The organism is Vibrio sp. 10N.222.55.B11 (genome assembly GCF_041473705.1).
In the GTDB taxonomy this organism is placed as follows: Bacteria; Pseudomonadota; Gammaproteobacteria; order Enterobacterales; family Vibrionaceae; genus Vibrio; species Vibrio crassostreae_C.
Window position 1 is genome coordinate 181,874 of the sequence record NZ_JBFRST010000004.1, and the last position, 23,425, is coordinate 205,298.

Below are 23,425 nucleotides of genomic sequence, written 5' to 3' on the forward strand. Positions count from 1 at the left end.
TTTCTGGGACTATCTTACGCACTAAACCGTAATAATTTTTGAACCTAAGTCTCACATTTAGTTCAAATTATCCGGTAAAAATAGAGGACCAATTGGCTCTCGTGGTAGCTCAAAATGTTCAGGATAATCAACATCCACCAGATACAAACCTTCCGCTTTTGCAGTTGCGCCGGCTACTTTTCGATCTTTAGCTTCTAAAAGCCACTGGATCCACTCTGGTTTCTGCTCACCTTTACCTACGGCAATAAGGCTACCCGTAATATTCCTCACCATGTGGTGAACAAACGCATTCGCTTTAATATCGATCACAATGTAGTGTCCATGACGAGTCACGTTCAAGTGAATCATGTTTCTCCATGGGCTACGAGATTGACAGTGTGTTGCCCTGAACGAAGTGAAGTCATTCTCACCAAGTAAGTACTGACCCGCTTCATGCATTTTTTTCTCATCAAGATGACCATGATAATGACTCACACCTGAATTCAAAATGCCTGGGCGTAGTGCATGGTTAAAGATAATGTAGCGATAACGGCGGGCAGTAGCCGAGAAACGAGCATGGAAATCCTCATTCACTTCTGTCGCCCAACGAACCGCAATATCTTTTGGCATGTTGGCATTCGCGCCCATTGTCCATGCCACCATTTTACGATCGACATTAGTTTCAAAGTGAACGACTTGTCCCGTACCGTGAACACCGGCATCTGTACGACCTGCGCACATAACTTCTACAGGGTGATTCGCGACAACTGAAAGAGCCTTTTCCAATTCTTCTTGGACACTTTTCACGTCTCGTTGGCGCTGCCAACCAAAGTAGTGGGTACCGTTATATTCAATACCTAAAGCAATTTTCATGTTCTTGTTCTCTTTGAAAATGGGCGAGAAGTATATACGGAAATCAGTGCTAGCCCAAATAGGATGGGGCTAAAACTTCAATAAACAATCAGCATCGACCGAGACGATGCTGTTGAAAAACCAAATGAAACGATAGCGCTCTGTATCGCCTTAAAATAAAGGGTAGCCAACGCTACCCTTTCTGATTTGTAAATTTATCGACCGTTTAACGTATCGATAAGATTTTTTGCCTCTCGACGAATATCATCGCTGCCGTCAACGATTGCCTCTTCTAGAAGCTTAATTGCCCCTTGCGAGTCACTCATCTCGATGTAGATTTTGGCCAAATCAAGCTTACCCGCAGCTTCTGCATTGCTGTCGACATCATAATTGCCAATATCACCGATAACATCAGGGAATTCGTTAAGACCCACATCCAGTTTAAGCTCTTCATCGTCTGGATTAATGACTTCTTCACCTTCTTGCTCGACTTGAGCCATTAGCTCATCAATCGTCATGTACTGCTTATCACGACTGTTGCCTGATTCGGTTAGATTGTCTTGTTCAGCCCAATTCTCTTCTTTGATTTTCGGTTCAGCTTGCTGTTCAGCCGATGCCCAAATCTCTTGTTGGTCATCAGGCACATCATTATGCATGCTCGATTGTTGTTCTGGCGCTAGGTTAAAGCCTTTCCAGTCTTCGCCGCCGACTTCAAGCATGGCGTCAATATCTAACCCTGCGCTATCAATCGAAGTTGCGTCCAATGGCTTATCGAACATGTTGTCGACAGAGTCTTGAACATCTTCAGAAAGCAACTCAGCTAATGCTGTCTCATCAAAGTCATCAAAGCCTTCTAGTGGCTCGTCTTGAACCGCTGCAGGCGTTGAGTTTGGCTCTGAAGCCGCGCTCAGTGATTGTTCTGGCTGTGCAAAACCAGCCGGTTCAGAGTCTTCAGCATTCGAGAAATCATCAGCCTGACTATAGCTCTGCGGATTTGAGAACAGATCATGCAACGCATCTTGCTCTTCGCCTTGTGGGCTGAAAGAAGTCAGTGGTGTTGGCTTCTCAGCAAACGCATCAGAGATGGCTTCATCTTCACCATATTCCGGTAAATCAAACTCATCGAACTCTACGCCTTGGGCTTCCGCCACCGGCTCGGCATTGCTTTGCTCAATATCATCTAAAACAGAGTCTGCTTTTGCGCTTTCTTCATCGTACTCCGGAAGATCAAGGTCATCGAACTCGAACTTCTCTGTGTCAGGCGCTAAGTCTTGCTCTAACTGTGCTTCATCTGGTTCACTCACCACTTCCGCTAACGCATCGTCTTCACCAAACTCTGGTAGTTCGAAGTCATCAAGCGAGAATTCTTCTTCGCTTTCTGGTTTCGCAGTTTCAACTTGTGGTGCAGCATCTAACTGAGGCTCAGCGGTAGGTTGCGATTCAACACTTGATTGAGAGTCTATAGCAGGCGTTGCTGGCTCTGTTGTTGATTCAGCATCAGCTTCCGCTAGTGCGTCTTCTTCACTAAACTCTGGTAAGTCGAAATCATCAAACGAAAACTCTTCGTCGTCTTGCGCCTGAGCTATAACTTGGGCTTCAGTTTGAGGCTCAACACTTGGTTGAGCATCAATAGCTGGCGTTACTGGTTCTGGTGTTGATTCAGCATCAGCTTCCGCTAGTGCATCTTCTTCATTAAACTCTGGCAATTCGAAGTCATCAAACGAGAATTCTTCTTCGCCTTCTTGTCCTAGAACTTCAGCTTGTTCTGCTACTTCCGCTTGTGGTGTAGCTTCAACTTTCGGTTCAGCGACAGGTGTCACTAGCTCTGGTGTTACGTCAGTTTCCGCTAATGCTTCTGGTTCAGACGCCTCATCTTCAATCAGCCAATCATCGTCTTCTGGCACACCAAATTCATTTGGAATGATCTCTGGCATGTTTGCAGCACGAACTGGCTCTGGCAAGGATTCAACGACATCTTCAAGCTGATCGCTACCTTGGATTTTCGGTTCAAAGTCAAAATCAGAGTCAATGTTCGCTGGCGACTCTACATCGTCGATGGCTTCAGCTAACCAGTCTTCAACCGTTTCTTCTTCATCTTCAGAGATATCGTTCAAAGACGATGGCGAAGCTTGCTCTTGTACGTCGGCTTCTTTCGGCTCTGGTTCTTGTTGTGCGGTTTCTTCTTTAACTCGCTCTTCAAAATCTGGTTTGTCAAAATCAGAATTCTCAGATAACAGCGAGTCGATATCCAGTTCATCATCTTCAACCGATGATGCGGTTTCTTGCGCTGATACTTCGTCGCTGTCTAAAAGAGACGCTTGCTCTGGTTCAACCGTATTGTCAATTGATGGTTCAACAGGCTCTTCTATTGCTGGCAACAAATCATTGCCATCAGAAGTCATTAACTCATCAATCAACGCTTCGTCTGTTGTTTCTAGCGAGTCATCAAGCAAAGCATCCGTTGCCGGTGCGACACCGAACAAATCATCGATAAAACCATCACGATTAAAGGCTTCATCATTTTCTGGCTTAATGTCAGAACTTTCTTGAGTCATTTCAGAATCTAACGATTCATCAGTAACGACTTCAGGTTGTGGTGTTTCACTAATGTCCGGATCTTGCTCAGGCTCACCTTCAGAGGTTAACGGAGTAAGCTCAACGTCTGAGTCCTTTTCAGGCTCCTCATTGGCGTTGTCCAAACCAAAGGCTGCGTCTAACTCTTTATCAAACGTCTTATCTTCAGATTCAAGCTCGTCTTCAATGCCACTTGTCAGTAAGTCATCAAATGGGTCTAGAGATTCTGATTTTGATGCATCCGCTAAAAGCTCATCATCTGACAATTCACTATCAAGGAAATCATCCAATAAGTCGGTACTTTCGGCGTCGAGTTCGAAATCATCGTCGTCAGAGTCACCTATTAATTCATCCAAGGTTTCCGTGCTGTCTTCTGCGATGTTGAGGTCATCATCGGTCGATAAACCAGAAAGCTCTTCAAGCTCAGACAGAGAATCAAAGCCAAGAGGTTCGCTTTCAGACTCATCATCCGAATCGTCCCCTAGCATCTCATCAAGAAGGTCTGTCGAGTTACTTAGGTCTACGTCATCGCCTGCCAGTTGCTCATCAAGCAGATCAACGCTGTCTTGAGGTTCTTCATTTACGATGGGCTTATCGAACTGAGACAGAATGTTTTCGATATCATCATCAGACGCCAAACCACTGTTTAGGTTAGTGGCAATCTCATCGTCGCTATCGAGGTTGAAAGGGTCATTCGCTTGATCGTTCTGAGCAGCAACTTGGGCAAAGATGTCATCAATATCATCATTCGCTGTCGGTGAAGCTGGCTCAGGGGACTGTTGTTCAGAGATTAGAGCATCAATATCAAAATCGTCATTGCTCAAATCAACAGGCTTAGTCTCACTTTGTTGCTCAGAGATAAGCGCATCGATGTCAAAATCATCGCTTGCTGGTGTTTCAGTGCTAGAAGGCGAATCACTTTGCTCTTCCGAAATCAGAGCATCAATATCGAAGCTGTCGTCATCTTCGTCATCAAGAGCAAACAGATCATCTAATAAAGATTGGTCTAGCTCGTTGGAACCGAGATCTTCAGTTTCAGACTCTTGAGATAGTAAAGCTTCAATGTCATCAGCAGACATTGCGTTATCATCAGAAAGATCAAAGTCGACATCATCAGTATCGACGGCGCTTTCCGCTGTTTTGTCTAGCGCACGTTCCATCTCTTCAAGGCCAAGCGCTTTCTCTTCGCCATTAACACTAATGCCGTTGCTGCTGTCTAAATCTAGATCGTCGAAGTTGGTGTCTAAATCACCGTTTTCGCCAATGCTAGCAAATGGGTCATCGTCTTCACCATCTAGATTGAAATCGAGATCAGATTCATCTAAACCAGCAAAGACATCATCCTCTTCGGCTAGCGCTTGATCGTCAAACAGCTTGTTGGCGTCATCTTCCGTACCAAACAAGTCATCATCTAAAGACAGCTCGTTAAGGTCGTCCATCTCGTCGCCCAATGTAATAGGTGCAACGGTACTTGGTTCTGGCTGGAGCGGTTGTTCTTGAGTCGTCTGCTGTTGCTCATCATTTTTAGAACGACGGCCTAACAGCATCACAACGATCAAACCAATGAGCAGACCTGGAATAATCGCAAGAGCCGCCACTAACCAACCATTCGATAACAGTTCGTCCATGACACTTGGTGCCATCTTTTCAATTTCGGCGTTCTTTCTGCGCTCTTCATCAAGCAGCTTTTCCACTTCGCTACGAATGCGGTCTTCATCACTGAGCTCTGTTTTTAGCTCATCCACTTCCGATTGAACATTCGATAACATCAAACGAAGTTGGTGATTTTTCTCTTCAAGTGACAGCAGTTCAGTTTCTGAAAGCTCTAGCTGCTTCTCTAACTTGTTCATCTCTTGGGTTGGTGCAGATTGAGCTAGAGATGATTGAGTTGGAGACAATGGCTTTTTAGCAGTTTCAGTAGTGCTTACTTGCTTAGCAGGAGTAACATTTTTCGCATCAGAACTCGGCGCTTTGGGTTTTGAAGCGACAGGCTTACTTGCAGGAGCATCAAGCTTAGCAAGATGTGAGTTCATGATGTTGATAGCTTGCTGCGTCGAGCTTGCACGTGCTTGCTCTAAAGAAGGCACGCGTAGATTGCTCGCAGGCAGCAGGCTATGGATATTCTGGTTTTCAAACGCTTGTGGGTTTAAGCGATAAATAGCCAACAGAGTTTGTTGGACTGAAACGGAGTTATCAGGGCGTAACTTTGAGGCAATAGACCACAATGTTTCTGAGCCGCGAGTTGGACCATAGAAACGTGAAGGCTCAGCGCTATTTGATTGCGCTCTTTGAAGTGGTTCTGAAAACGTAGGCGCTGATTGTATCTGGCCATTAGGCCCTACAACTCGAATGGAATCTGCACGAACAACGGAAATCTGAGTCGCAATGATAAAGGCAAAAGGCATTAACCACGGCTTGAAAATTTGAAACATAAAAGGCTCAGCTAGGTGCTTAAATTCGGAAAAGTGATGATCTATTAAATATATCGGATAAATGACGTAAAACTATAGAGATGAAAACAAAAAATGTGTTGCAGCAACAATATTCGCAGCAATTTCACACAATTTGACTAACAATATTTTTAATCGATTAAAAAAGCCCCACTAAAGAGTGAGGCTTTTTTATCAAAGCAATAAAGCTTAGAAGTAATCGCGAATCAGAACTTCAGCGATTTGAACTGCGTTTGTTGCTGCGCCTTTACGAACGTTATCAGCGACAACCCACATGTTTACGCCACTGTGATGGCTGATGTCGTTACGAATACGACCAACCATTACGTGGTCTTTACCACCTGCATCACGAACTTGAGTTGGGAAGTCTAGCGCTTGGAATACTTCAACACCTTCTGTGTTCTCTAGAAGCTGAACCACTTGATCTGCACCGATTGGTGCGCGAGTTTCAATGTGTAGAGATTCTGCGTGACCGTAAAATACTGGTACGCGGACACAAGTCGGGTTCACTGTGATTGAAGAGTCAGCAAAGATTTTTTGAGTTTCCCAAACCATCTTCATCTCTTCACGCGTGTAGCCATTCTCTGTAAATTCATCGATTTGAGGAATACAGTTGAAAGCGATTTGTTGTGAGAACGCTGAGTTTTCAGCTGGCATACCGTTAAGAAGCTTAGCCGTTTGACCCGCTAGCTCATCGATACCTGGCTTACCTGCACCAGACACAGATTGGTAAGTTGAAACGTTAATACGCTCAAGGCCCACTTCATCGTGAATTGGTTTTAGCGCTACTACCATTTGGATAGTCGAGCAGTTAGGGTTCGCGATGATGTTACGGTTACGGAACTCAGCAATCGCTTCAGGGTTCACTTCAGGCACAACCAGAGGAACATCGTATTCGTAACGGAAGCGTGATGTGTTATCGATGACAACCACACCTTCATCAGCCGCAATTGGAGCCCAACGCTCTGAAAGCTCGCTACCTGCAGAGAAAAACGCAATATGTACTTGAGACCAATCGAAGTCTTCTACGTTTTGTACTTGTATTGTTTTGCCGTTAAAACGGGAAGTTTTGCCTTCACTACGTTCACTTGCTAGTAAGTGCATTTCACCGACAGGGAATTTACGCTCTTTAAGTACTTCAAGAATGGTTTCACCAACCGCACCAGTCGCACCTAAAATAGCAATATTAAATTCTTGGCTCATTGTTTCTCTCTTTTATAAAGTTGGCTTTACCATAAAACCGAGTTTAGATAACGGCGTTAAATTACAAGATTCGTCGCCCGTTAACTCGACTGCACTGTACTCTCTGCGGTCCCAATATTCTTTACGCATCTTGTCAAAAGAACCCGGCGTAACGATATTGCGACGGAATAAGGCGTCGTCTTTGCGCACATCATAGATCAACTGAGTCAAATTGTGCAGTGTTGCTTCATCCCAAGCTCTATCTAATTTCATTTGAGGTACAGGCGCTGTCGGCAATAAGTCGCTTGCATACGCACGCTGTTCAGTACCTAAAAATTCACAATAACTGTTGAAGATCATCGTGGTACCACGCGCTTTACCTTCTAAACCGTAGCCCGCTACGTGAGGCGTTGCAAAAGCGAGTAACGGAAGAAGCTCAAAGTCGACTTCAGGTTCAAACTCAAACACATCAAGCACTGCAGTGAAACCATCGGCTTTTTGCAGGCGAGCTTTTAGCGCTTGGTTATCAACCACAGGACCGCGAGCTGCATTAATCAGGATTTGATCAGCACGTAAGTTGTTCAGCACTTGCTCACTGATCAAGTGATGCGTTGGATACTCACCCGTCTTAGTGATTGGCGTGTGTAATGTAATAACGTCTGATTGTTCAAGCAAAGTCTCTAACTCAGTAAATTCGCGAGTATCACCCTCTTGCTGTTTTAGAGGGTCGTTCAGCAGAACTTTGATACCAATACCTTCAAGGCACTTCGCTAAGTAACTGCCCACTTGACCACAGCCGATAATACCAACCGTTTTATCAAAAACAGAAAAGCCTTGTTGCTGCGCAAGCACCATCATCGCACTGAACGCGTACTCAGCAACACCCACCTTGTTACAACCAGGCGCCGCAGTAAAGAAAATACCACGCTCTTTCATCAACTCTTGGTCAACGTGATCCATGCCAGCCGTCGCAGTACCAACAAACTTCAGCTTATTGGCTTTGCTGATCAATGACTCGTTTACCTTGGTAACAGAGCGAATCATCAATGCGTCTACGTCAACTAGGTCGTCAGCTGTTAATGTGCGACCAGACTTCATTGTCACTTCCCCTAGCTGGCTAAAAAGCGCTTCAGCGTAAGGCATATTTTCGTCGATTAAGATTTTCATTTGGCGAGTACTTTTGTTGGGGTCTATCGACCTAAATGTGAATTGAAATGATTGTGCAAAATTCCACACACGGTGTCGAGTAGCAATTGGAATACATTATAAATAAAGGGCTGAATCACCTAACCTTGGCAGACAAGAACCGAAACCAGAGTGAACACCCAAGATCAAACGGCTAAAACGAAAAATGCCCGATTGAATAAACAATCGGGCAAACATCCAGAACAAAAGGATCCTATCTCGCTCTCCAGGAGACAGAGTCTTGCGTCTGTTCAACCAGTACTAACCAAAGTCAGTACTGGTCAAGCTCTGGAAACCTTTCAATCTCTAAACCCAGATTTAAAAACTATGTTCAAAAAACACGTTTACCAACCTGCGTCTAAAAACTTTGTTCTGATGGTCATTATTACTGGGTGACCTGTGCGTGTTGAATCGGCACTAGCGCAACCCTTTAACGATTAACCTTGTCTCTGTAACTCAAGCTTAAGTTAAGCTTGGTACTTTTTGATTACTAGCGTTGCGTTCGTACCGCCGAAACCAAAACTGTTAGACATAACTGTAGTTAGCTCTTGATCACGAGCTTCAGTTACGATGTCTAGGCCAGCAGCAGCTTCGTCTAGGTTCGAAACGTTAATGCTTGGAGCGATAAAGCCGTTATCTAGCATTAGCGTTGAGTAAATAGCTTCGTGTACGCCAGCAGCACCTAGAGCGTGACCTGTCATCGCTTTAGTTGCAGAAATTGCTGGGCTGTTGCCACCAAATACTTCTTGGATAGCGCCTAGCTCTTTAACGTCGCCAACTGGAGTTGAAGTACCGTGAGTGTTCACGTAATCAACGCCATCAACGTTTTGCATCGCCATCTTCATACAACGAACCGCACCTTCACCAGAAGGAGCAACCATGTCGTAGCCATCTGAAGTTGCGCCGTAGCCTACGATTTCACCGTAGATTTTTGCGCCACGAGCAACAGCGTGCTCAAGCTCTTCGATAACTAACATGCCGCCGCCACCAGAGATAACGAAACCATCACGGTCTGCATCGTAGGTACGAGAAGCCAGCTCTGGCGTGTCGTTGTACTTAGTAGAAAGTGCGCCCATTGCGTCGAACATCATAGTCAGGGACCAATCCAGTTCTTCACCGCCACCAGCGAATACAACGTCTTGCTTACCAAGTTGGATAAGCTCCATTGCGTGACCAATACAGTGTGCAGATGTCGCACATGCAGAGCTCATAGAGTAGTTCACACCACGGATTTTGAAAGGAGTTGCTAGACAAGCAGAAACCGTAGAAGCCATTGTACGTGGAACCATGTATGGACCAACGCGCTTCACGCCTTTCTCACGGATGATGTCTACCGCGTTTACTTGGTTTAGAGATGAAGCACCACCTGAACCCGCAACGATACCCGTGCGGTCATTAGATACTTGATCTTCAGTTAAGCCAGAATCAGCAATTGCTTGCTCCATTGAAAGATAAGCGAATGCCGCTGCATCACCCATAAAGCGCATTTTTTTGCGATCGATATGGTCAGCAGGGTTCATTTTTAGGTTACCCCATACTTGAGAGCGCAAGCCATTTTCCTTGAACTGCTCTGAAGCGGTAATACCAGATTTACCCTCTTTCAGTGATGCTAAAACTTCTTCGACGTTGTTACCGATACTTGAAACAATACCCATACCGGTGATTACGACTCGTTTCATGTGACATTCCTATAATTCTAAATTCAGCTAGATGATAACTAAGAAGCCTAACAAAAGTGGTCAGCTTTCCTAGAAATTCGTACAATCCCTACCAACATATCGCTTCAAATCACAAAATGATAGATTTTATGACTTCAATTACTAATGCAGAACTGGAATGGAATGAGTCTGGCACGCCAGTTTCAGACCAATTTGACGACGTTTACTTCTCCAATGTTAACGGTTTAGAAGAAACTCGCTACGTCTTTTTAAAGCAAAACCACCTTCCAGAGCGTTGGCTTGAACATGAACAACGCCGCTTTGTGATTGCTGAAACCGGCTTTGGCACAGGTTTGAACTTTCTTGCAGTTTGGCAATGGTTCGATGCTTTTCTTAAAGATAACCCACAAGCGATGACCAAAGAGTTACATTTCATCAGTTTTGAAAAATATCCTTTAAATAAAGAGGATCTGATCAAAGCACACCAATCGTGGCCAGAATTAGCCGAGTATGCGACGCAACTCCAAGAACACTACCCTATTGCTCTACCTGAATGTCACCGCATTGTGCTGGGCGACGGTGCAATCACGCTTGATTTGTGGTTTGGCGATATTAAAGATTGCATGCCCAACGTACCAACCCCGCGTGAAGGTTTGGTTGATGCTTGGTTCTTAGACGGTTTTGCTCCGAGCAAGAACCCAGAGATGTGGAATCAAAACCTATTCAACGGCATGGCTAAGCTCGCTAAGCAAGATTGTAGCTGCGCCACCTTCACCGCTGCTGGCTTTGTTCGCCGTGGCTTAATTGAAGCTGGCTTTGAAATGAAAAAGGTCAAAGGCTTTGGTACTAAGCGAGAAATGATCGCCGGCCGACTTGGCGAAAAGCACGCTCACACCAACATCAAACCTTGGTATGGCCTCGCTCAACACACTGAATCCCAAGACATTGCGATCATTGGTGGTGGTGTCGCCAGTGCTGCATTAGCCAAAACGCTAAGCCGTCGTGGTAAAAACATCACCCTTTATTGTGAACATCCACAAGCTGCGGGCAATGCCTCAGGTAACAACCAAGGTGCGATTTACCCGCTATTAAGCGAAGCGACCTCGAACGTGTCTCGCGTGTTTGGCCCGGGATTACTGTTTGCTCGTCAATTTATTAATCAAGCGGCTCAGTCTATTCAATTTGATCACAGTTGGTGTGGCGTGAACATCTTGATGTGGGATCAAGGCTCCACTAAAAAGCTCAACCGCATGTTGGAAGGCAACTTCCACACCGACCTGATTCAGCGTTTATCGCCAGAGCAAGCCAACGAAAAGATTGGCTTACCCGTCGATAAAGAGAGTGTTTACTTTCCGCTGGGTGGTTGGTTAAGCCCTCTTCAACTGACTCAAGGCTTGATTGGCAAGCTAGAAGAGAGCAACCAAGTGAGCGCACACTATCAACATCAAGTAACGCAACTTGAGTGGCTCGAAGCTGAAAAACAATGGTTACTGACGATTGAGGCACCTCAAGGTGAGATTCAAACTAAGCACGACCAAGTAGTTGTCGCAAACGGACACAAGTTCACTCAGTTTGAACAAACTCAGCCAGTACCACTGACTCCGGTTAAAGGCCAAGTGAGCCATATTCCGACCACGGAAAATCTCAGCCAGCTAAAAACCGTGTTGTGCTTTGATGGCTATTTGACGCCACAGAACCCCAACAATGGTCATCACTGTATTGGTGCGAACTACGACAAAACCAATATCGACCAAGAATTTGATATTGAGGTTCAGCAGCACAATGGCGAGCGCCTACATGGGTCACTACCAGACCAAGCATGGACAAAAGATGTCGATACCAGTGACAACTTAGCGCGCCAAGGTATCCGAAGCGTAAGCCGTGACCACCTTCCGTTTGTCGGAAACGTTGGTGACTTTGAAGCCATTAAGGAGCAGTACCAAGATCTCCACAACTTCAACCCGCAGCGTGACTCGGTTGAGGATGTAGAAACGGTAACAAGCTTCCCTAACCTTTATTGCTTTATCGGACTGGGTTCACGTGGTTTGAGCTCTGCACCATTATTGGCTGAAGTATTAGCATCACAGATCTGTGGCGATCCGCTGCCCTTGCCTGTTGATGTGCTTGAGGCGATTCACCCAAGTCGAATGTGGGTACGCAGACTGCGTAAAGGTAAGGCATTAACGGCTGGATGGGTTGCTGACAAGCATTCTAAATCAAAGCCGTAGTTTCTAGTTCAGCTATTTTGAACATCTGAAATTTCTGAATATCTGAAACTAATAAGTTAAAAGCTAAAAAGCCCGAGTTCATTGTGTCGCTCGGGCTTTTTGTTATTCGTGTTGCTCTAAACTGATGTTCTAAACGAAGCTGTATTTACAGCTTAGCAACCGCGTCTTTAATCTGTAGAACGATCTCTTCGTTGCTGATAGAACCAGATTCAAAATCAAAGTTATCGTAGAAGCTTGGTACTGAAACTGACGCTTGCACGTTGCCACCGAAGTAAGGTGCAGAACCTGTCGCTGCACCAAGTACCGTTTGTGCGCCGCCAGGGCCCGGTGAAGTCGCTAGGTAAACCGCCGGCTTCTCGCCAAACACTGAACGCTCAATACGTGTCGCCCAGTCAAATAGGTTTTTATACGCTGCTGGGTAGTGACCATTGTGTTCTGCGAACGAGATAACAAACGCATCAGCTTCAGCTAGGTCGCGTAGGAATGCTTGAGCACCTTCCGCTTGGCCAATCTCTTTTTCAGTGTCTTCACTGAACATAGGAACATTGTAATCGTTGATGTCTAGGACTTTTACTTCAGCACCTTCAATCAAGTTTGCTGCGTAAGTTGCTAGTGTTTTGTTGATTGAGGTAGAACTTGTGCTTGCGCCAAATGCGATAACTTTCATGATGTGACCTTTCTGTAATTCCGTTAAGTGGGATTAGAATAACGTAGTAAGAAAATGTAACCATCACAAGAAATGAACGGACTCATTCAAAAATTTCGAACGAGTCTCAAATAAACCAGTTCGCTCAGCAAAATGGGAAAGGAAGGGACTGAGCGGATAGTATTAATACATCGAGATTAAGCTTGGTTTTGTAGCTCAACCCAAAGGTCATTAACGATAGTGCGGTCTGCTGGTGTTAGTTCAGAGCGAGCGTCGTCTAGGCTCTGTTCAATACGAGCTTTTACTTCAGCCACATCTTCAATGCCTTCTTCTTCACATGAAGCCACTGAAAGAGAAATATGACCACGTAAGTAACCACCAGCAAACAGTTCATCGTCTGATGCGTTTTCAATGCGAGCATCAATTACTTCAAGTAGTTTTTCTTCAAATTCGATAATCATAATATTCTCTTATTTCACAATAAATTGGCTAGCACATAAAGGTTCTACATCGTAGAAGCTGCGTAATGCTTCAGAGAGCATTTTCACGCGAGGCGGAAAGCCTACTTCAAAGATACCCATAACTTCGCTATGTACTTTATTCATAAAGGCCAAACGATCTGGCTCAAAATCGCCGTGTAGATTGTCACAGCTGACATTAAAAGGAAAGCCTGCGCTCATCGCAATGATCCATTCATACGCTTGTGGGCGAATTTCTACTTTTTCAAACTCAGCTTGAACCGATTCCGTTCGACCGTCAGGTTCATACCAATAGCCAAAATCTTCCAGTAAACGACGCTCAGGCCCAGCAACGCACCAGTGTGCGATCTCATGGAGTGCAGAGGCGTAAAAGCCACGTGCGAACACGATTCGATGGTGTGGGATAGTATCATCAGCAGGCAAATAGATCGGCTCATCAGCCCCTAGCTCTAGTTTGGTATTAAAGCTTTCAAAAAAGGTCTGATTGAAGATATCGATAATGTCTGAGTATTGGTGTGTCATAAAATCAAATTTAAGTAAAAATAACTGGGGCATTTTGCTTTTTTTTAAGCGCTCGGTAAAGCCCTATCACGAGCAATGGCATTGGGTTGCCCCCAATACTTTACCGTGACAATCGATTGCTGATCCCAGATTACACTACTTTGAGGTGAATGATTAGTTTAGCTAATCTGAAAAGGCCATTCACGGTACAAATATTCATTCGTCAATCAGCATTTTTACTACTACACTCGCGCTTCATTTTTATATCCCTATGGCCTATAAGACTCCAATTTATAGACCTATATTATAGAGCTACAGCAATGCTACTAAGTGTTTTGTATATCATTGGCATCACGGCAGAAGCCATGACCGGCGCTCTCAGTGCTGGCAAACAAAAAATGGATTGGTTTGGTGTAATGTTGGTTGCGAGTGCAACGGCAATTGGCGGCGGTACAGTACGCGATATCTTACTCGGTCATTACCCTTTAGGTTGGGTTGAAAACCCGCAGTATCTAGCGATCACCTGTATCGCCGGTGTTATCACAACAGGACTGGCTAAATGGGTAATCAAGCTAAAGGGCTTGTTCATTCGTTTAGATGCTCTAGGGCTTATCGTGTTCAGTATCATTGGCACTAAGGTAGCGATGACTATGGGTCTTCACCCAATGATCTGCATGGTGTCTGCCTTGGTAACTGGCGTGTTTGGTGGTTTGCTGCGCGATCTTATCTGTCGTCAAACACCGTTAGTGTTGCATGAAGAGCTATACGCGTCTGTCGCACTTGTCGCTTCAGGTTTATACCTAGGTTTGCTTGAGCTTGGCATCAACGACGTAACGGCGACAATTGTGACGCTTGTAGTTGGTTACTTGCTGCGCATGGCGGCCGTGCGATTCAAGTGGCGTTTACCTTCGTTCCAGCTTGATCCTGAAAGCTCAGTGCATTAATGGATTAAGAGCCTTAAGCTGCTGGCTGTCTTTAACGACGATAGTCGCTAACAGGACGAATAATCCTGCTAATGTGAAAAAGGGTTGCTTCATTACGAAGCAACCCTTTTTGTTTCTATCAAATCAGTTTCAAATCTGTTCTGAATAAAACGAAGCAGAACTAGATTTTTGGCGTTTCAGTTGTCACACCAAAGTTTTGACCACGATGACGTAGCAAGTGGTCAAGCAGCACGATAGCCAGCATTGCTTCTGCAATAGGTACCGCACGGATGCCAACACATGGATCGTGACGACCTTTCGTGATTAGCTGCGTTGCTTCACCATCTTTCGTGATTGTGTCACCAGGTACAGTGATGCTTGATGTTGGTTTAAGCGCAATGCTTGCCACAATATCTTGACCAGTAGAGATACCACCTAAGATACCGCCAGCATGATTGCTGCTGAAACCTTCTGGAGTTAATGGGTCACGGTGTTCACTACCGCGTTGATTAACAACATCGAAGCCATCACCAATCTCAACACCTTTCACAGCGTTAATGCTCATTAGAGCGTGCGCGATGTCAGCATCTAGACGATCAAAGATTGGCTCACCAAGGCCCACTGGCACTTTAGTCGCAACCACTTGAATCTTCGCACCGATCGAGTTGCCTTCTTTTAGCAAGTCACGAATCAGTTGATCAAATTCTGGTACTTTGTCGGCATCTGGACAGAAGAAAGCGTTGTTTTCAATCTCGTTCCAATCCACTTTATCAATTGAGATATCACCCATTTGAGAAAGGTAAGCTTGGATTTCAACACCAAATTCTTGTTTTAGGTATTTCTTCGCAATTGCACCTGCAGCAACACGCATTGCAGTTTCACGAGCTGAAGAACGACCACCACCTCGGTAATCACGCACACCGTACTTTTGATGGTACGTATAGTCAGCGTGGCCAGGGCGGAACTTGTCTTTAATTTCGGAATAGTCTTTAGAGCGTTGGTCTGTATTTTCAATCAATAGACCAATAGAAGTACCCGTAGTTTGGCCTTCAAATACACCTGATAAGATTTTCACTTCATCCGCTTCACGACGAGCCGTTGTATAGCGAGAAGTACCAGGGCGACGACGATCCAAATCTCTTTGAAGGTCTGCTTCGGTAATTTCTAATCCTGGTGGGCACCCATCTACGATACATCCTAGTGCGATACCGTGACTTTCTCCGAACGTGGTCACGCGGAAATGTTGTCCGATACTGTTTCCTGCCATTGCTTCCTCTAAATCAGCCATCAATCAGAAGGTTTGATTCCTAAACCGACTGGCTAATAGCTTTACTTGTCTATTCTTCGTGAATTCATAGTGGCTTTATTACCAAATGATGTAAACCCCAAAAAACGAACAATTTTAACTTTCTATTACATAAGCCGAATGAAACGAATAACAGAAGAAAATGAGTCGCGCTTGAAAAGAAGTGTTTTATGATATGTAAAATGCAAAAAACCCGACAACTCGGAGAGTTATCGGGTTTCTTTAAATAATGGCACGCCCTGAAGGATTCGAACCTTCGACCACCTCCTTAGAAGGGAGGTGCTCTATCCAGCTGAGCTAAGGGCGCGCTACAGGAACGAATTATACGAATTCGAATCAGTAAAGCAACGGCTTTATGTAACATTCTGATCTAAGTGGGTAAAAAAAGGCCAACAAACATATAAGTGTTGGAAAATAGAGCAAAGCAAACGTTTGCTTGATGGTAATCAAAAAGATTTTCTGGAATAATGCGCCAAAAACATCAGCCACTAACTTGAATATCAATACTAAGGAAATTCATGACTGCTCAAAATATTGATGGAAAGCTAATTTCTCAAACGGTTCGCTCCGAAGTTGCTGCACGTGTAAAAGCTCGTACTGAAGCTGGATTACGCGCTCCGGGCCTAGCGGTTGTTTTAGTGGGTGAAGACCCTGCTTCTCAGGTTTACGTTGGAAGTAAGCGTAAAGCGTGTGAAGAAGTTGGCTTCGTATCTAAATCTTACGACTTGCCAGCCACTGCGACAGAAGACGAATTGTTAACATTGGTAGACCAACTGAACGACGATCCAGAGATCGACGGTATTCTTGTTCAACTGCCTCTACCAGCAGGCATTGATAGCACTCACGTTCTTGAGCGTATCACGCCAGAAAAAGACGTTGATGGCTTCCACCCCTACAATGTCGGCCGTTTGGCTCAGCGCATGCCTAAGCTTCGCTCTTGCACGCCAAAAGGCATCATCACGCTGCTTGACCGTTACAACATCGACTTACGTGGTAAGCACGCGGTTGTGGTTGGCGCATCAAACATCGTAGGTCGCCCAATGACGCTAGAGCTTCTTCTAGCAGGTTGTACGACGACAACATGTCACCGCTTCACCAAAGACCTTGAAGGTCACGTGCGTCAAGCAGACGTTGTTGTAGTTGCCGTTGGTAAACCTAACTTCATTCCTGGCGCTTGGATTAAGAAAGGCGCTGTTGTGGTCGATGTGGGTATCAACCGTTTGGAATCTGGCAAACTAGTGGGTGACGTTGAATACGACGTAGCGAAAGAAAGCGCAAGCTTCATCACACCTGTGCCGGGTGGTGTTGGCCCAATGACGGTGGCGAGCCTAATCGAGAACACCATGATCGCTTGTGAGCAATTTCACTCGAAATAGTCCGCAGCGCATATAAATAAATTAGAAAGCCGCAACGTGATGAACGTTGCGGCTTTTTTGATGCTTTGGTACTTAGCTATTCGTTTTTAAAACGGGGTGACTCGCTTTTGATGAAGCGCTCGTTGCTACTTATCTGGACTCTCAACTTTTTCCGTCTGTTCAGAAGGCGGTAATAAACTAATAAGCTCACACTCCGTTGATATGAGTTTTTCCAACTCAGATCCTTGTGTCATTAAACGGAAATCACCGCCAGTGATCACCCCAAGAGGAATGGCTTTAGGATACAAAGCATTAAACTCTTTTAAATCAAATGCCTCGGTCAAACCTGTACTTTTAATTTGGCTACCCTGAGCCATCAGTGAGTTAAGCTTAGAATAGGTAATCCCTTCCGAGAACAGACTTCGATTGCCATTGCGGCTCACTTGATGTCTTTCATGCTTAGTCTCTGACGATTCAAGCTCAAACACCTTATTGGCACCAAACTCGTCTTGGTAATGCATGCTGACTAACGGGTTGGTTTGACGATAAGGCGAGACGATCATCGCACGCCCTATCCCATCGAGTTCCAAATTGTTTTCCGCGTGGCTTGAAGCTGGGTTACCAAAGTAAACATTCAAGTTATCCATACGAGCTAAGCGAATGCTTTCCCAGTTAGTATCAGCAAGCACACTGTTGATGTTGTGTGTGGCTAGCACCTTGGCAAATTGTCTTGCAAAGTGAGTGGCGCCAAAGAAGATAACCCCTTGCGCTTTCTCTTGAGTGACCCCTAGCCTTCTCGCCCACCAGCTCGCGGTTAAGCTCTGAATCACAACCGTACCAATAATGACTAAGAACACCATGGGCACGAGCAGATCTGCGCCTTCAATCAATTGCTTCTCTTGCAGTTTTATCGCAAACAGAGAAGAAACCGCGGCTGCTACGATCCCGCGAGGTGCCATCCAACTCAAAAACCATTTATCCGCCGAATTAAGATCCGTACCGATCCCGCTGATCCACACGCTTAACGGGCGAGCCACCAACATAACCACCGCTAGCAACCCAATACCGCCCCAACCTATCGAAAGGAAAGCCCCCGAATCGAGTCGACTGGCTAACAGAATAAACAACGCAGAAATAAGTAACACGGTCAGGGTTTCTTTGAATTCGATGATGTCTTCGATGTCCAAGCCCTTCACGTTGGCAAGCCAGATCCCCATGATGGTCACGGTTAATAAACCCGATTCTTCACTCAGATCATTAGAAAACGAGAACGCCGCCAACATTAGCGTCAGCACAGCCACATTACGTAAATAGTGCGGTACCCAATGCCCTTGCAGCATCTTGGCAATCAAATGGCCACCGATGATCCCTAAGCCTAAACCTATGACTAACGTCAGGCCCAGAGCTGACAGAACGTGTCCGGTAGGGTCGGCAGAAGAAACAATGTACTCGTAGACGAGAACCGCAAACAGAGCGCCAATCGGATCAATTACTATCCCTTCCCATCGCAAGATACTGCCTAACGAAGATTTAGGCTGAATACTGCGAAGCATGGGCACGATTACCGTAGGGCCAGTTACCACAACTAATGCACCAAACAGTGCGGCTAACGGCCAACTGAAGTCCACAAAGTAGTATGCCCCCACCACGATACACGCCCATGTAATCAACATGCCGAAACTCACGAGGTGAGTCACCATCCGGCCATGGCCTCTGATTTCTTTGAAATTTAGGGTCAATGCTCCTTCAAACAAGATGATGGCAACCCCTAAGGAGATCATAGGAAACAGCACATCACCGAAAATGGCATCGGGATTTAGAATATTCAGGCCGGGACCTAACAATAGGCCAACGATAAGGAGAGGGAGAATGGCGGGAAGACGTAAACGCCAGCCGAGCTGCTGACAAGCTAAAGACAAGAGTCCAATTAACGCCAAAGAAGAAGTAATCGACAAATCCATTTGTGCCCCTAAAAGGTTTGCACCACACCCTGTGGTACAAACTATTCAATGAAATAAGAAAGCCTACGTTCTTACACTATAGGCTCTCTTTTTCACGCTAACCGAATATTATTGTGATTAATCAGTCACTTTACTATAGGGGGAGTAAAGTCATGATCAGTTAACTATAGAGAAAGTACAACACCAGCAATAGCAGCACTCATTAGGTTAGCAAACACACCTGCACAAATTGCTTTGAAGCCATATTGTGAGATGAAAGAGCGACGCTCTGGAACTAAGCTGCCCAAACCACCGATAAGAATCGCCATGGTAGAGATGTTAGCAAAGCCGCATAGAGCGAAAGTTACGATCGCTTGTGAGTGCTCACTTAGCGCCTCTTTAGCATCCATTAGTTGGATGAAAGCCACGAACTCGTTCACGACAATCTTGTTACCGATCAATGAGCCCGCAACCACAGCCTCAGACCACGGCACACCGATCAGCCATGCAACGGGTGCGAACACATAACCTAGTAGAAGTTCGAAGCTTAGGTTTACGCCAAACCAACCGCCAACAATACCTAGCAAGCCATTCAGCATTGCAATCACACTGATAAAGGCAAGTAGTGTCGCACCCACCGCAACGGCAATACGAAGTCCAGACATAGCCCCATCTGCCATTGCCTCAACTACGTTTGTTGCTCGTGGAATTTCAACGTCAGACTCAATATTTTCTTGAGCGTCATCTGCGCTACCTGGTACTAAGATCTTAGCCATCAATAGGCCAGCAGGTGCAGACATAAATGCAGCTGCGATCAGGTAATTTAGATCAACGCCAAGCGATGCGTAACCCACTAGCGTACCACCAGCGACAGAAGCCAAACCACACACCATCACAGCAAACAGTTGTGAATCCGTCATGTGCTTCAAGTAAGGCTTAACCACCAATGGAGCTTCAATCATGCCAACGAAAATGTTTGCAGTCGCAGACAGTGACTCCGCACGACCTGTGCCCAAGAACTTTTGTAGTGCGCCACCGATAAGGTTGATCACCTTTGGCATAAAGCCGATGTGGTACAAACCAGAGATCAGTGCAGAAAAAAAGATAATGATGCCTAGAACGTTAATCGCGAAAACAAATCCGTTATTCGTTAGGCCACCAAATAGGAAGTTAATCCCCTCTTGACCGTAGTTGATCAAGCTAGATACCGCACCTGTGGCTGCATTCAACGCTTCTTTACCCATTGGTACATACAGAACCAACAGCGCGAATGAGATTTGTAATAAGAAAGCCAAAGAGACTGTTCTTAGTGGAATATTTTTTCTGTCCGTAGATAGTAACCAAGCGGCAACTAAAATAGTGATAATTCCAAGTAGCGAAGCCATGTGCGTCAACCTAAAAGTTGTAGATAGGAAAGGCGACGCATTCTATAGAGGAAATCGTTTGCGGCAAGCTGAGGTTGTTAATGTGATGTTGGGGTAATCACGATTTAACTATGAGTATAATTAAGTTATTGAATTTTAATAATTAACTTTGATTAAAAAGCGTACTTTTTCCATGTGGAAATTATATTTATAGATTAGGAAACAGTTAACGATGCAGTTCAACGCAAGTTTTGAGGTTTTTGTCCCAATACGTCGGCGACCCGATATGATCTTTAATGAACTCAATCACAGCTGAAAGCTTCTTAGGCATGTTCTTTCGGCTTGGGTAAACGGCATAAAATGGCATCAGCTGACTGGCTCTCCACTCTGGCAATACTTGAATGAGCTTGCCCGTTCTAAACTCTTCTTTCACTAAGTAAGTCGCCAAATAAGCAACACCCCACCCTGATACTGCCGCGTCTCGCACTGCCTCAGCCAAATCGACTGAGTAATCGCCCGCGACTTTGACGCTGAGGTTTTCTTGCCCGTTATCAAACGCCCACGATGTGTAATCTCGTTCACGGCTGCGATAGATAAGACAGTTATGGTCAATCAAATCGGAAGGTACATGTGGCGTCCCGGCCTTAATCAGATAATCCGGTGACGCAGCCACCACAAACTGGCTGTCTGCTAAACGCTGCGCAATGTAACCTTCAGGCAAGTCTTCATTGTTGGTGATCCAGAGATCCAATCGCTCTTCAATCATGTCCACCTTATAGTCGAACAAGTGGACCTCGATTCTCAATTGAGGATAAAGCTGTCTGAGTTGATCAATCGCCGGAATGATATGGAGTGTGCCAAATGACTGCGACAACCCGACGCGTAGTATTCCAGAGATATCATCGCGCTGGCTGTCCATATCCATCTGAGCTGCTTTCACCGTGTTAAACAGCTGCTCACAATGTTGATAGAACACGTCTCCCGCTTCAGTGAGCGTTAAGCTTCGTGTTGTCCTTTGCACCAGCTTGATGCCTATAGAGTCTTCAAGCAAAGCGACTTGCTTACTAATGTGAGACACCGAAACGTTCAAGCTTTTTGCAGCACTGGTAAAGCCTTCGTGCTTGATCAGCGCATGGAATATCACCATCTGTGCAGCTCTATCTGTTAGCACAAGATCACCTTATTAAATCTCTGAAATATAAAATCAAAAAGGACTCCGAAGAGTCCTTTAGTTCGTTCTGCCTATGGTAGGCCAAATGCTATTCAAAGCGACTTAGGTCTGTTAATCAAACTTAATTCTGTCGGCTAGATGGCTTACTGCCAAAGCAAAGTAGTAAGAACGATTCCACTTCATTAACACATTGTAGTTGTTATAAATGAGGTACGAACGTCCGGTTTCATCATCCGGCATGATTAACCAAGCTTTAATGTCTTCATCAAGTGTTGGCAGTGGGCGATCGTCATAGCGTTTAATACCGAGTTCAGACCACTCTTTTAAGTATTTCGCTTTGTCTTCGTCTCGACCTTGTAAATCGATCGACACAGTTGACGGAACATGAACCTGACGACCCCAAGTATATTTGTCATCCCACCCTGATTGGCTGAGATAATTGGCCGCCGAAGCAAATACGTCTTCTTCAGTGCCCCAAATATCTTTCTTGCCATCACCACTGCCATCAGCGGCGTAAGCTAAGAATGAGCTTGGCATAAACTGAGGTTGACCCATCGCACCAGCCCAAGAGCCTTTCATCTCTTTTGGTGCAATATGGCCTTGATCAAGAATCTTCAATGCCGCCATCGCTTCGCTACGGAAGAAAGCTTCTCGGCGTCCTTCATAAGCCATGGTCGTTAGGGCGTCGATAACGCTGTAATTGCCCGTGAACTTACCAAAATTACTCTCAACGCCCCATAGCGCGACAATGAATCTTGGTTGAACACCATATTCATCACCAATACGCTTTAACGCGGTGTAATGCTCCTTGTAGAGTGACCTTGCTTGCTTCACTTTCCAATCTGGAACCGCTCGTGGAATGTATTCATCCAGAGTCAGTTTTTTCTCAGGTTGGTTTTTGTCGGCTTTTACCGCTCTTGGCTTAAACGTTACACCATCAAAGGCTTCATCAATGATCGCTTCAGAGATGCCTTCTTCACGGCCTTGTTGTTTTAGTTTTTCTACATATTGCTCGAAGCTCAGTTCTTCAGCTTGTATTGAACTTATGGTCAGGCTATTACCCAATAGTAATGCCGACACAGCCAATATGGTTTTCGAAAATTTACTCAACGATCACTCCTCCTTGAATTGAGGTGGCTATCACTCTTCGTCTTGAGATTTCTGTTGAGCTTTACGCTCTTTATGAAGCTCAAGTTCGTTAACTGGTGGTGGCGGAACCTGTAAAAAGAAACCATCGGTATTCAGTGATTCTTTCACTTTTTCGATGTTTACTTGAGCCAGTTTACGGCCATCCATTTTAATTACCATTACAAAACTAGGTTTACCAAACATTTGCATCAATGCGTCAGGAACTTGTGAAAAATCATCCTTCTTAGGGATATAAAGGTATGTTCCTTCTTTCTTTGAGCTTTTATATATAGAACACAGCATGACAAACCTTTTAATTGATTATGACTACAAAACTCTCACTTGCGAGATCAATAGTTTATGTTAGGGAAATATTGGGAACAAAACGTCCATTTGACAACAAGATTACTTGCTGTGCTTGGTTTGGGAATATAACATGATAAACCTAGTTTCAGGCAATGCCCTTTATTTTATTGATAAAGAAATTGTACTAATCCGCTATTG

17 protein-coding genes and 1 tRNA gene are annotated in these 23,425 nt (G+C 45.0%); 3 read left to right on the top strand and 15 right to left on the bottom strand.

Translation table 11 applies throughout. The annotated features are described in order from the left end of the window. Positions 1-57: 57 nt before the first annotated feature. The 5 genes from truA to fabB form a co-directional block, all read right to left on the bottom strand. Positions 58-852, bottom strand: coding sequence for a tRNA pseudouridine(38-40) synthase TruA (gene truA / locus AB4503_RS01970; protein ID WP_004734161.1), 795 nt, complete (start codon positions 850-852; stop codon positions 58-60). A 194-nt stretch (positions 853-1,046) separates the two neighbouring features. Beyond that, positions 1,047-5,837 (bottom strand): FimV/HubP family polar landmark protein, encoded by a 4,791-nt coding sequence (locus tag AB4503_RS01975; RefSeq protein ID WP_372113497.1) that lies wholly within the window; start codon positions 5,835-5,837, stop codon positions 1,047-1,049. Positions 5,838-6,044: 207 nt separating this feature from the next. Then, positions 6,045-7,058, bottom strand: coding sequence for an aspartate-semialdehyde dehydrogenase (locus AB4503_RS01980; protein WP_017070739.1), 1,014 nt, complete (start codon positions 7,056-7,058; stop codon positions 6,045-6,047). A gap of 12 nt (positions 7,059-7,070) precedes the next feature. Further along, a complete protein-coding gene (locus AB4503_RS01985) occupies positions 7,071-8,204 on the bottom strand; it encodes a 4-phosphoerythronate dehydrogenase (protein ID WP_017062351.1) in 1,134 nt (377 codons plus the stop codon). A gap of 485 nt (positions 8,205-8,689) precedes the next feature. Continuing rightward, positions 8,690-9,901 (bottom strand): beta-ketoacyl-ACP synthase I, encoded by a 1,212-nt coding sequence (gene fabB / locus AB4503_RS01990; RefSeq protein WP_017062353.1) that lies wholly within the window; start codon positions 9,899-9,901, stop codon positions 8,690-8,692. A 56-nt stretch (positions 9,902-9,957) separates the two neighbouring features. Here fabB and mnmC point away from each other — a divergent pair, with 56 nt between their 5' ends. After that, positions 9,958-12,108, top strand: a complete 2,151-nt coding sequence (gene mnmC, locus AB4503_RS01995) for a bifunctional tRNA (5-methylaminomethyl-2-thiouridine)(34)-methyltransferase MnmD/FAD-dependent 5-carboxymethylaminomethyl-2-thiouridine(34) oxidoreductase MnmC (RefSeq protein ID WP_372113499.1) — start codon at positions 9,958-9,960, stop codon at positions 12,106-12,108. A gap of 145 nt (positions 12,109-12,253) precedes the next feature. Here the strand turns inward: mnmC and AB4503_RS02000 are convergent, their stop codons facing one another. The 3 genes from AB4503_RS02000 to AB4503_RS02010 form a co-directional block, all read right to left on the bottom strand. Beyond that, positions 12,254-12,775, bottom strand: a complete 522-nt coding sequence (locus tag AB4503_RS02000) for an NADPH-dependent FMN reductase (RefSeq protein WP_017062355.1) — start codon at positions 12,773-12,775, stop codon at positions 12,254-12,256. A 176-nt stretch (positions 12,776-12,951) separates the two neighbouring features. Further along, a complete protein-coding gene (locus AB4503_RS02005) occupies positions 12,952-13,215 on the bottom strand; it encodes a YfcL family protein (RefSeq protein ID WP_017063425.1) in 264 nt (87 codons plus the stop codon). A 9-nt stretch (positions 13,216-13,224) separates the two neighbouring features. Further along, positions 13,225-13,755, bottom strand: coding sequence for an elongation factor P hydroxylase (locus tag AB4503_RS02010; protein WP_017063424.1), 531 nt, complete (start codon positions 13,753-13,755; stop codon positions 13,225-13,227). A gap of 299 nt (positions 13,756-14,054) precedes the next feature. Between AB4503_RS02010 and AB4503_RS02015 the strand changes: the two genes are divergently transcribed. After that, complete coding sequence (locus tag AB4503_RS02015; RefSeq protein ID WP_004734183.1) at positions 14,055-14,678, top strand: trimeric intracellular cation channel family protein; 624 nt, start codon at positions 14,055-14,057, stop codon at positions 14,676-14,678. 160 nt (positions 14,679-14,838) lie between these two features. On the opposite strand, the gene aroC is transcribed toward AB4503_RS02015, so the two are convergent. Both aroC and AB4503_RS02025 read right to left on the bottom strand, forming a co-directional pair. Next, positions 14,839-15,924: a chorismate synthase gene (aroC, locus tag AB4503_RS02020; RefSeq protein ID WP_004734182.1), complete on the bottom strand. Its 1,086-nt coding sequence runs from the start codon at positions 15,922-15,924 to the stop codon at positions 14,839-14,841. 269 nt (positions 15,925-16,193) lie between these two features. Beyond that, a tRNA-Arg gene (locus AB4503_RS02025) sits at positions 16,194-16,270 on the bottom strand. 211 nt (positions 16,271-16,481) lie between these two features. Here AB4503_RS02025 and folD point away from each other — a divergent pair. Then, complete coding sequence (gene folD, locus AB4503_RS02030) at positions 16,482-17,339, top strand: bifunctional methylenetetrahydrofolate dehydrogenase/methenyltetrahydrofolate cyclohydrolase FolD (protein ID WP_017062367.1); 858 nt, start codon at positions 16,482-16,484, stop codon at positions 17,337-17,339. A 125-nt stretch (positions 17,340-17,464) separates the two neighbouring features. Here folD and AB4503_RS02035 read toward each other — a convergent pair whose 3' ends face one another. From AB4503_RS02035 to AB4503_RS02055, 5 genes are all read right to left on the bottom strand, one after another. Beyond that, on the bottom strand, positions 17,465-19,279 hold the full coding sequence (locus tag AB4503_RS02035; RefSeq protein WP_136978842.1) for a sodium:proton antiporter: 1,815 nt from the start codon (positions 19,277-19,279) through the stop codon (positions 17,465-17,467). A 164-nt stretch (positions 19,280-19,443) separates the two neighbouring features. Continuing rightward, positions 19,444-20,643, bottom strand: coding sequence for a NupC/NupG family nucleoside CNT transporter (locus tag AB4503_RS02040; RefSeq protein ID WP_017070735.1), 1,200 nt, complete (start codon positions 20,641-20,643; stop codon positions 19,444-19,446). Between the two features lie 205 nt (positions 20,644-20,848). After that, the gene (locus tag AB4503_RS02045) at positions 20,849-21,769 is read right to left on the bottom strand and encodes a LysR family transcriptional regulator (RefSeq protein ID WP_017063421.1); all 921 of its coding nucleotides are present in this window, start codon (positions 21,767-21,769) and stop codon (positions 20,849-20,851) included. A gap of 135 nt (positions 21,770-21,904) precedes the next feature. Continuing rightward, positions 21,905-22,903, bottom strand: coding sequence for a lytic transglycosylase domain-containing protein (locus tag AB4503_RS02050; RefSeq protein ID WP_102428816.1), 999 nt, complete (start codon positions 22,901-22,903; stop codon positions 21,905-21,907). A gap of 30 nt (positions 22,904-22,933) precedes the next feature. Next, the gene (locus AB4503_RS02055) at positions 22,934-23,224 is read right to left on the bottom strand and encodes a YcgL domain-containing protein (protein WP_017062372.1); all 291 of its coding nucleotides are present in this window, start codon (positions 23,222-23,224) and stop codon (positions 22,934-22,936) included. Positions 23,225-23,425 lie beyond the last annotated feature (201 nt).

What these genes read in the sequence shown, in the direction of transcription:
- truA (WP_004734161.1), bottom strand. Translation starts at nt 852, where the DNA reads ATGAAAATTGCTTTAGGTATTGAATATAACGGTACCCACTACTTTGGT.
- AB4503_RS01975 (WP_372113497.1), bottom strand. Translation starts at nt 5,837, where the DNA reads ATGTTTCAAATTTTCAAGCCGTGGTTAATGCCTTTTGCCTTTATCATT.
- AB4503_RS01980 (WP_017070739.1), bottom strand. Translation starts at nt 7,058, where the DNA reads ATGAGCCAAGAATTTAATATTGCTATTTTAGGTGCGACTGGTGCGGTT.
- AB4503_RS01985 (WP_017062351.1), bottom strand. Translation starts at nt 8,204, where the DNA reads ATGAAAATCTTAATCGACGAAAATATGCCTTACGCTGAAGCGCTTTTT.
- fabB (WP_017062353.1), bottom strand. Translation starts at nt 9,901, where the DNA reads ATGAAACGAGTCGTAATCACCGGTATGGGTATTGTTTCAAGTATCGGT.
- AB4503_RS02000 (WP_017062355.1), bottom strand. Translation starts at nt 12,775, where the DNA reads ATGAAAGTTATCGCATTTGGCGCAAGCACAAGTTCTACCTCAATCAAC.
- AB4503_RS02005 (WP_017063425.1), bottom strand. Translation starts at nt 13,215, where the DNA reads ATGATTATCGAATTTGAAGAAAAACTACTTGAAGTAATTGATGCTCGC.
- AB4503_RS02010 (WP_017063424.1), bottom strand. Translation starts at nt 13,755, where the DNA reads ATGACACACCAATACTCAGACATTATCGATATCTTCAATCAGACCTTT.
- AB4503_RS02015 (WP_004734183.1), top strand. Translation starts at nt 14,055, where the DNA reads ATGCTACTAAGTGTTTTGTATATCATTGGCATCACGGCAGAAGCCATG.
- aroC (WP_004734182.1), bottom strand. Translation starts at nt 15,924, where the DNA reads ATGGCAGGAAACAGTATCGGACAACATTTCCGCGTGACCACGTTCGGA.
- folD (WP_017062367.1), top strand. Translation starts at nt 16,482, where the DNA reads ATGACTGCTCAAAATATTGATGGAAAGCTAATTTCTCAAACGGTTCGC.
- AB4503_RS02035 (WP_136978842.1), bottom strand. Translation starts at nt 19,279, where the DNA reads ATGGATTTGTCGATTACTTCTTCTTTGGCGTTAATTGGACTCTTGTCT.
- AB4503_RS02040 (WP_017070735.1), bottom strand. Translation starts at nt 20,643, where the DNA reads ATGGCTTCGCTACTTGGAATTATCACTATTTTAGTTGCCGCTTGGTTA.
- AB4503_RS02045 (WP_017063421.1), bottom strand. Translation starts at nt 21,769, where the DNA reads ATGGTGATATTCCATGCGCTGATCAAGCACGAAGGCTTTACCAGTGCT.
- AB4503_RS02055 (WP_017062372.1), bottom strand. Translation starts at nt 23,224, where the DNA reads ATGCTGTGTTCTATATATAAAAGCTCAAAGAAAGAAGGAACATACCTT.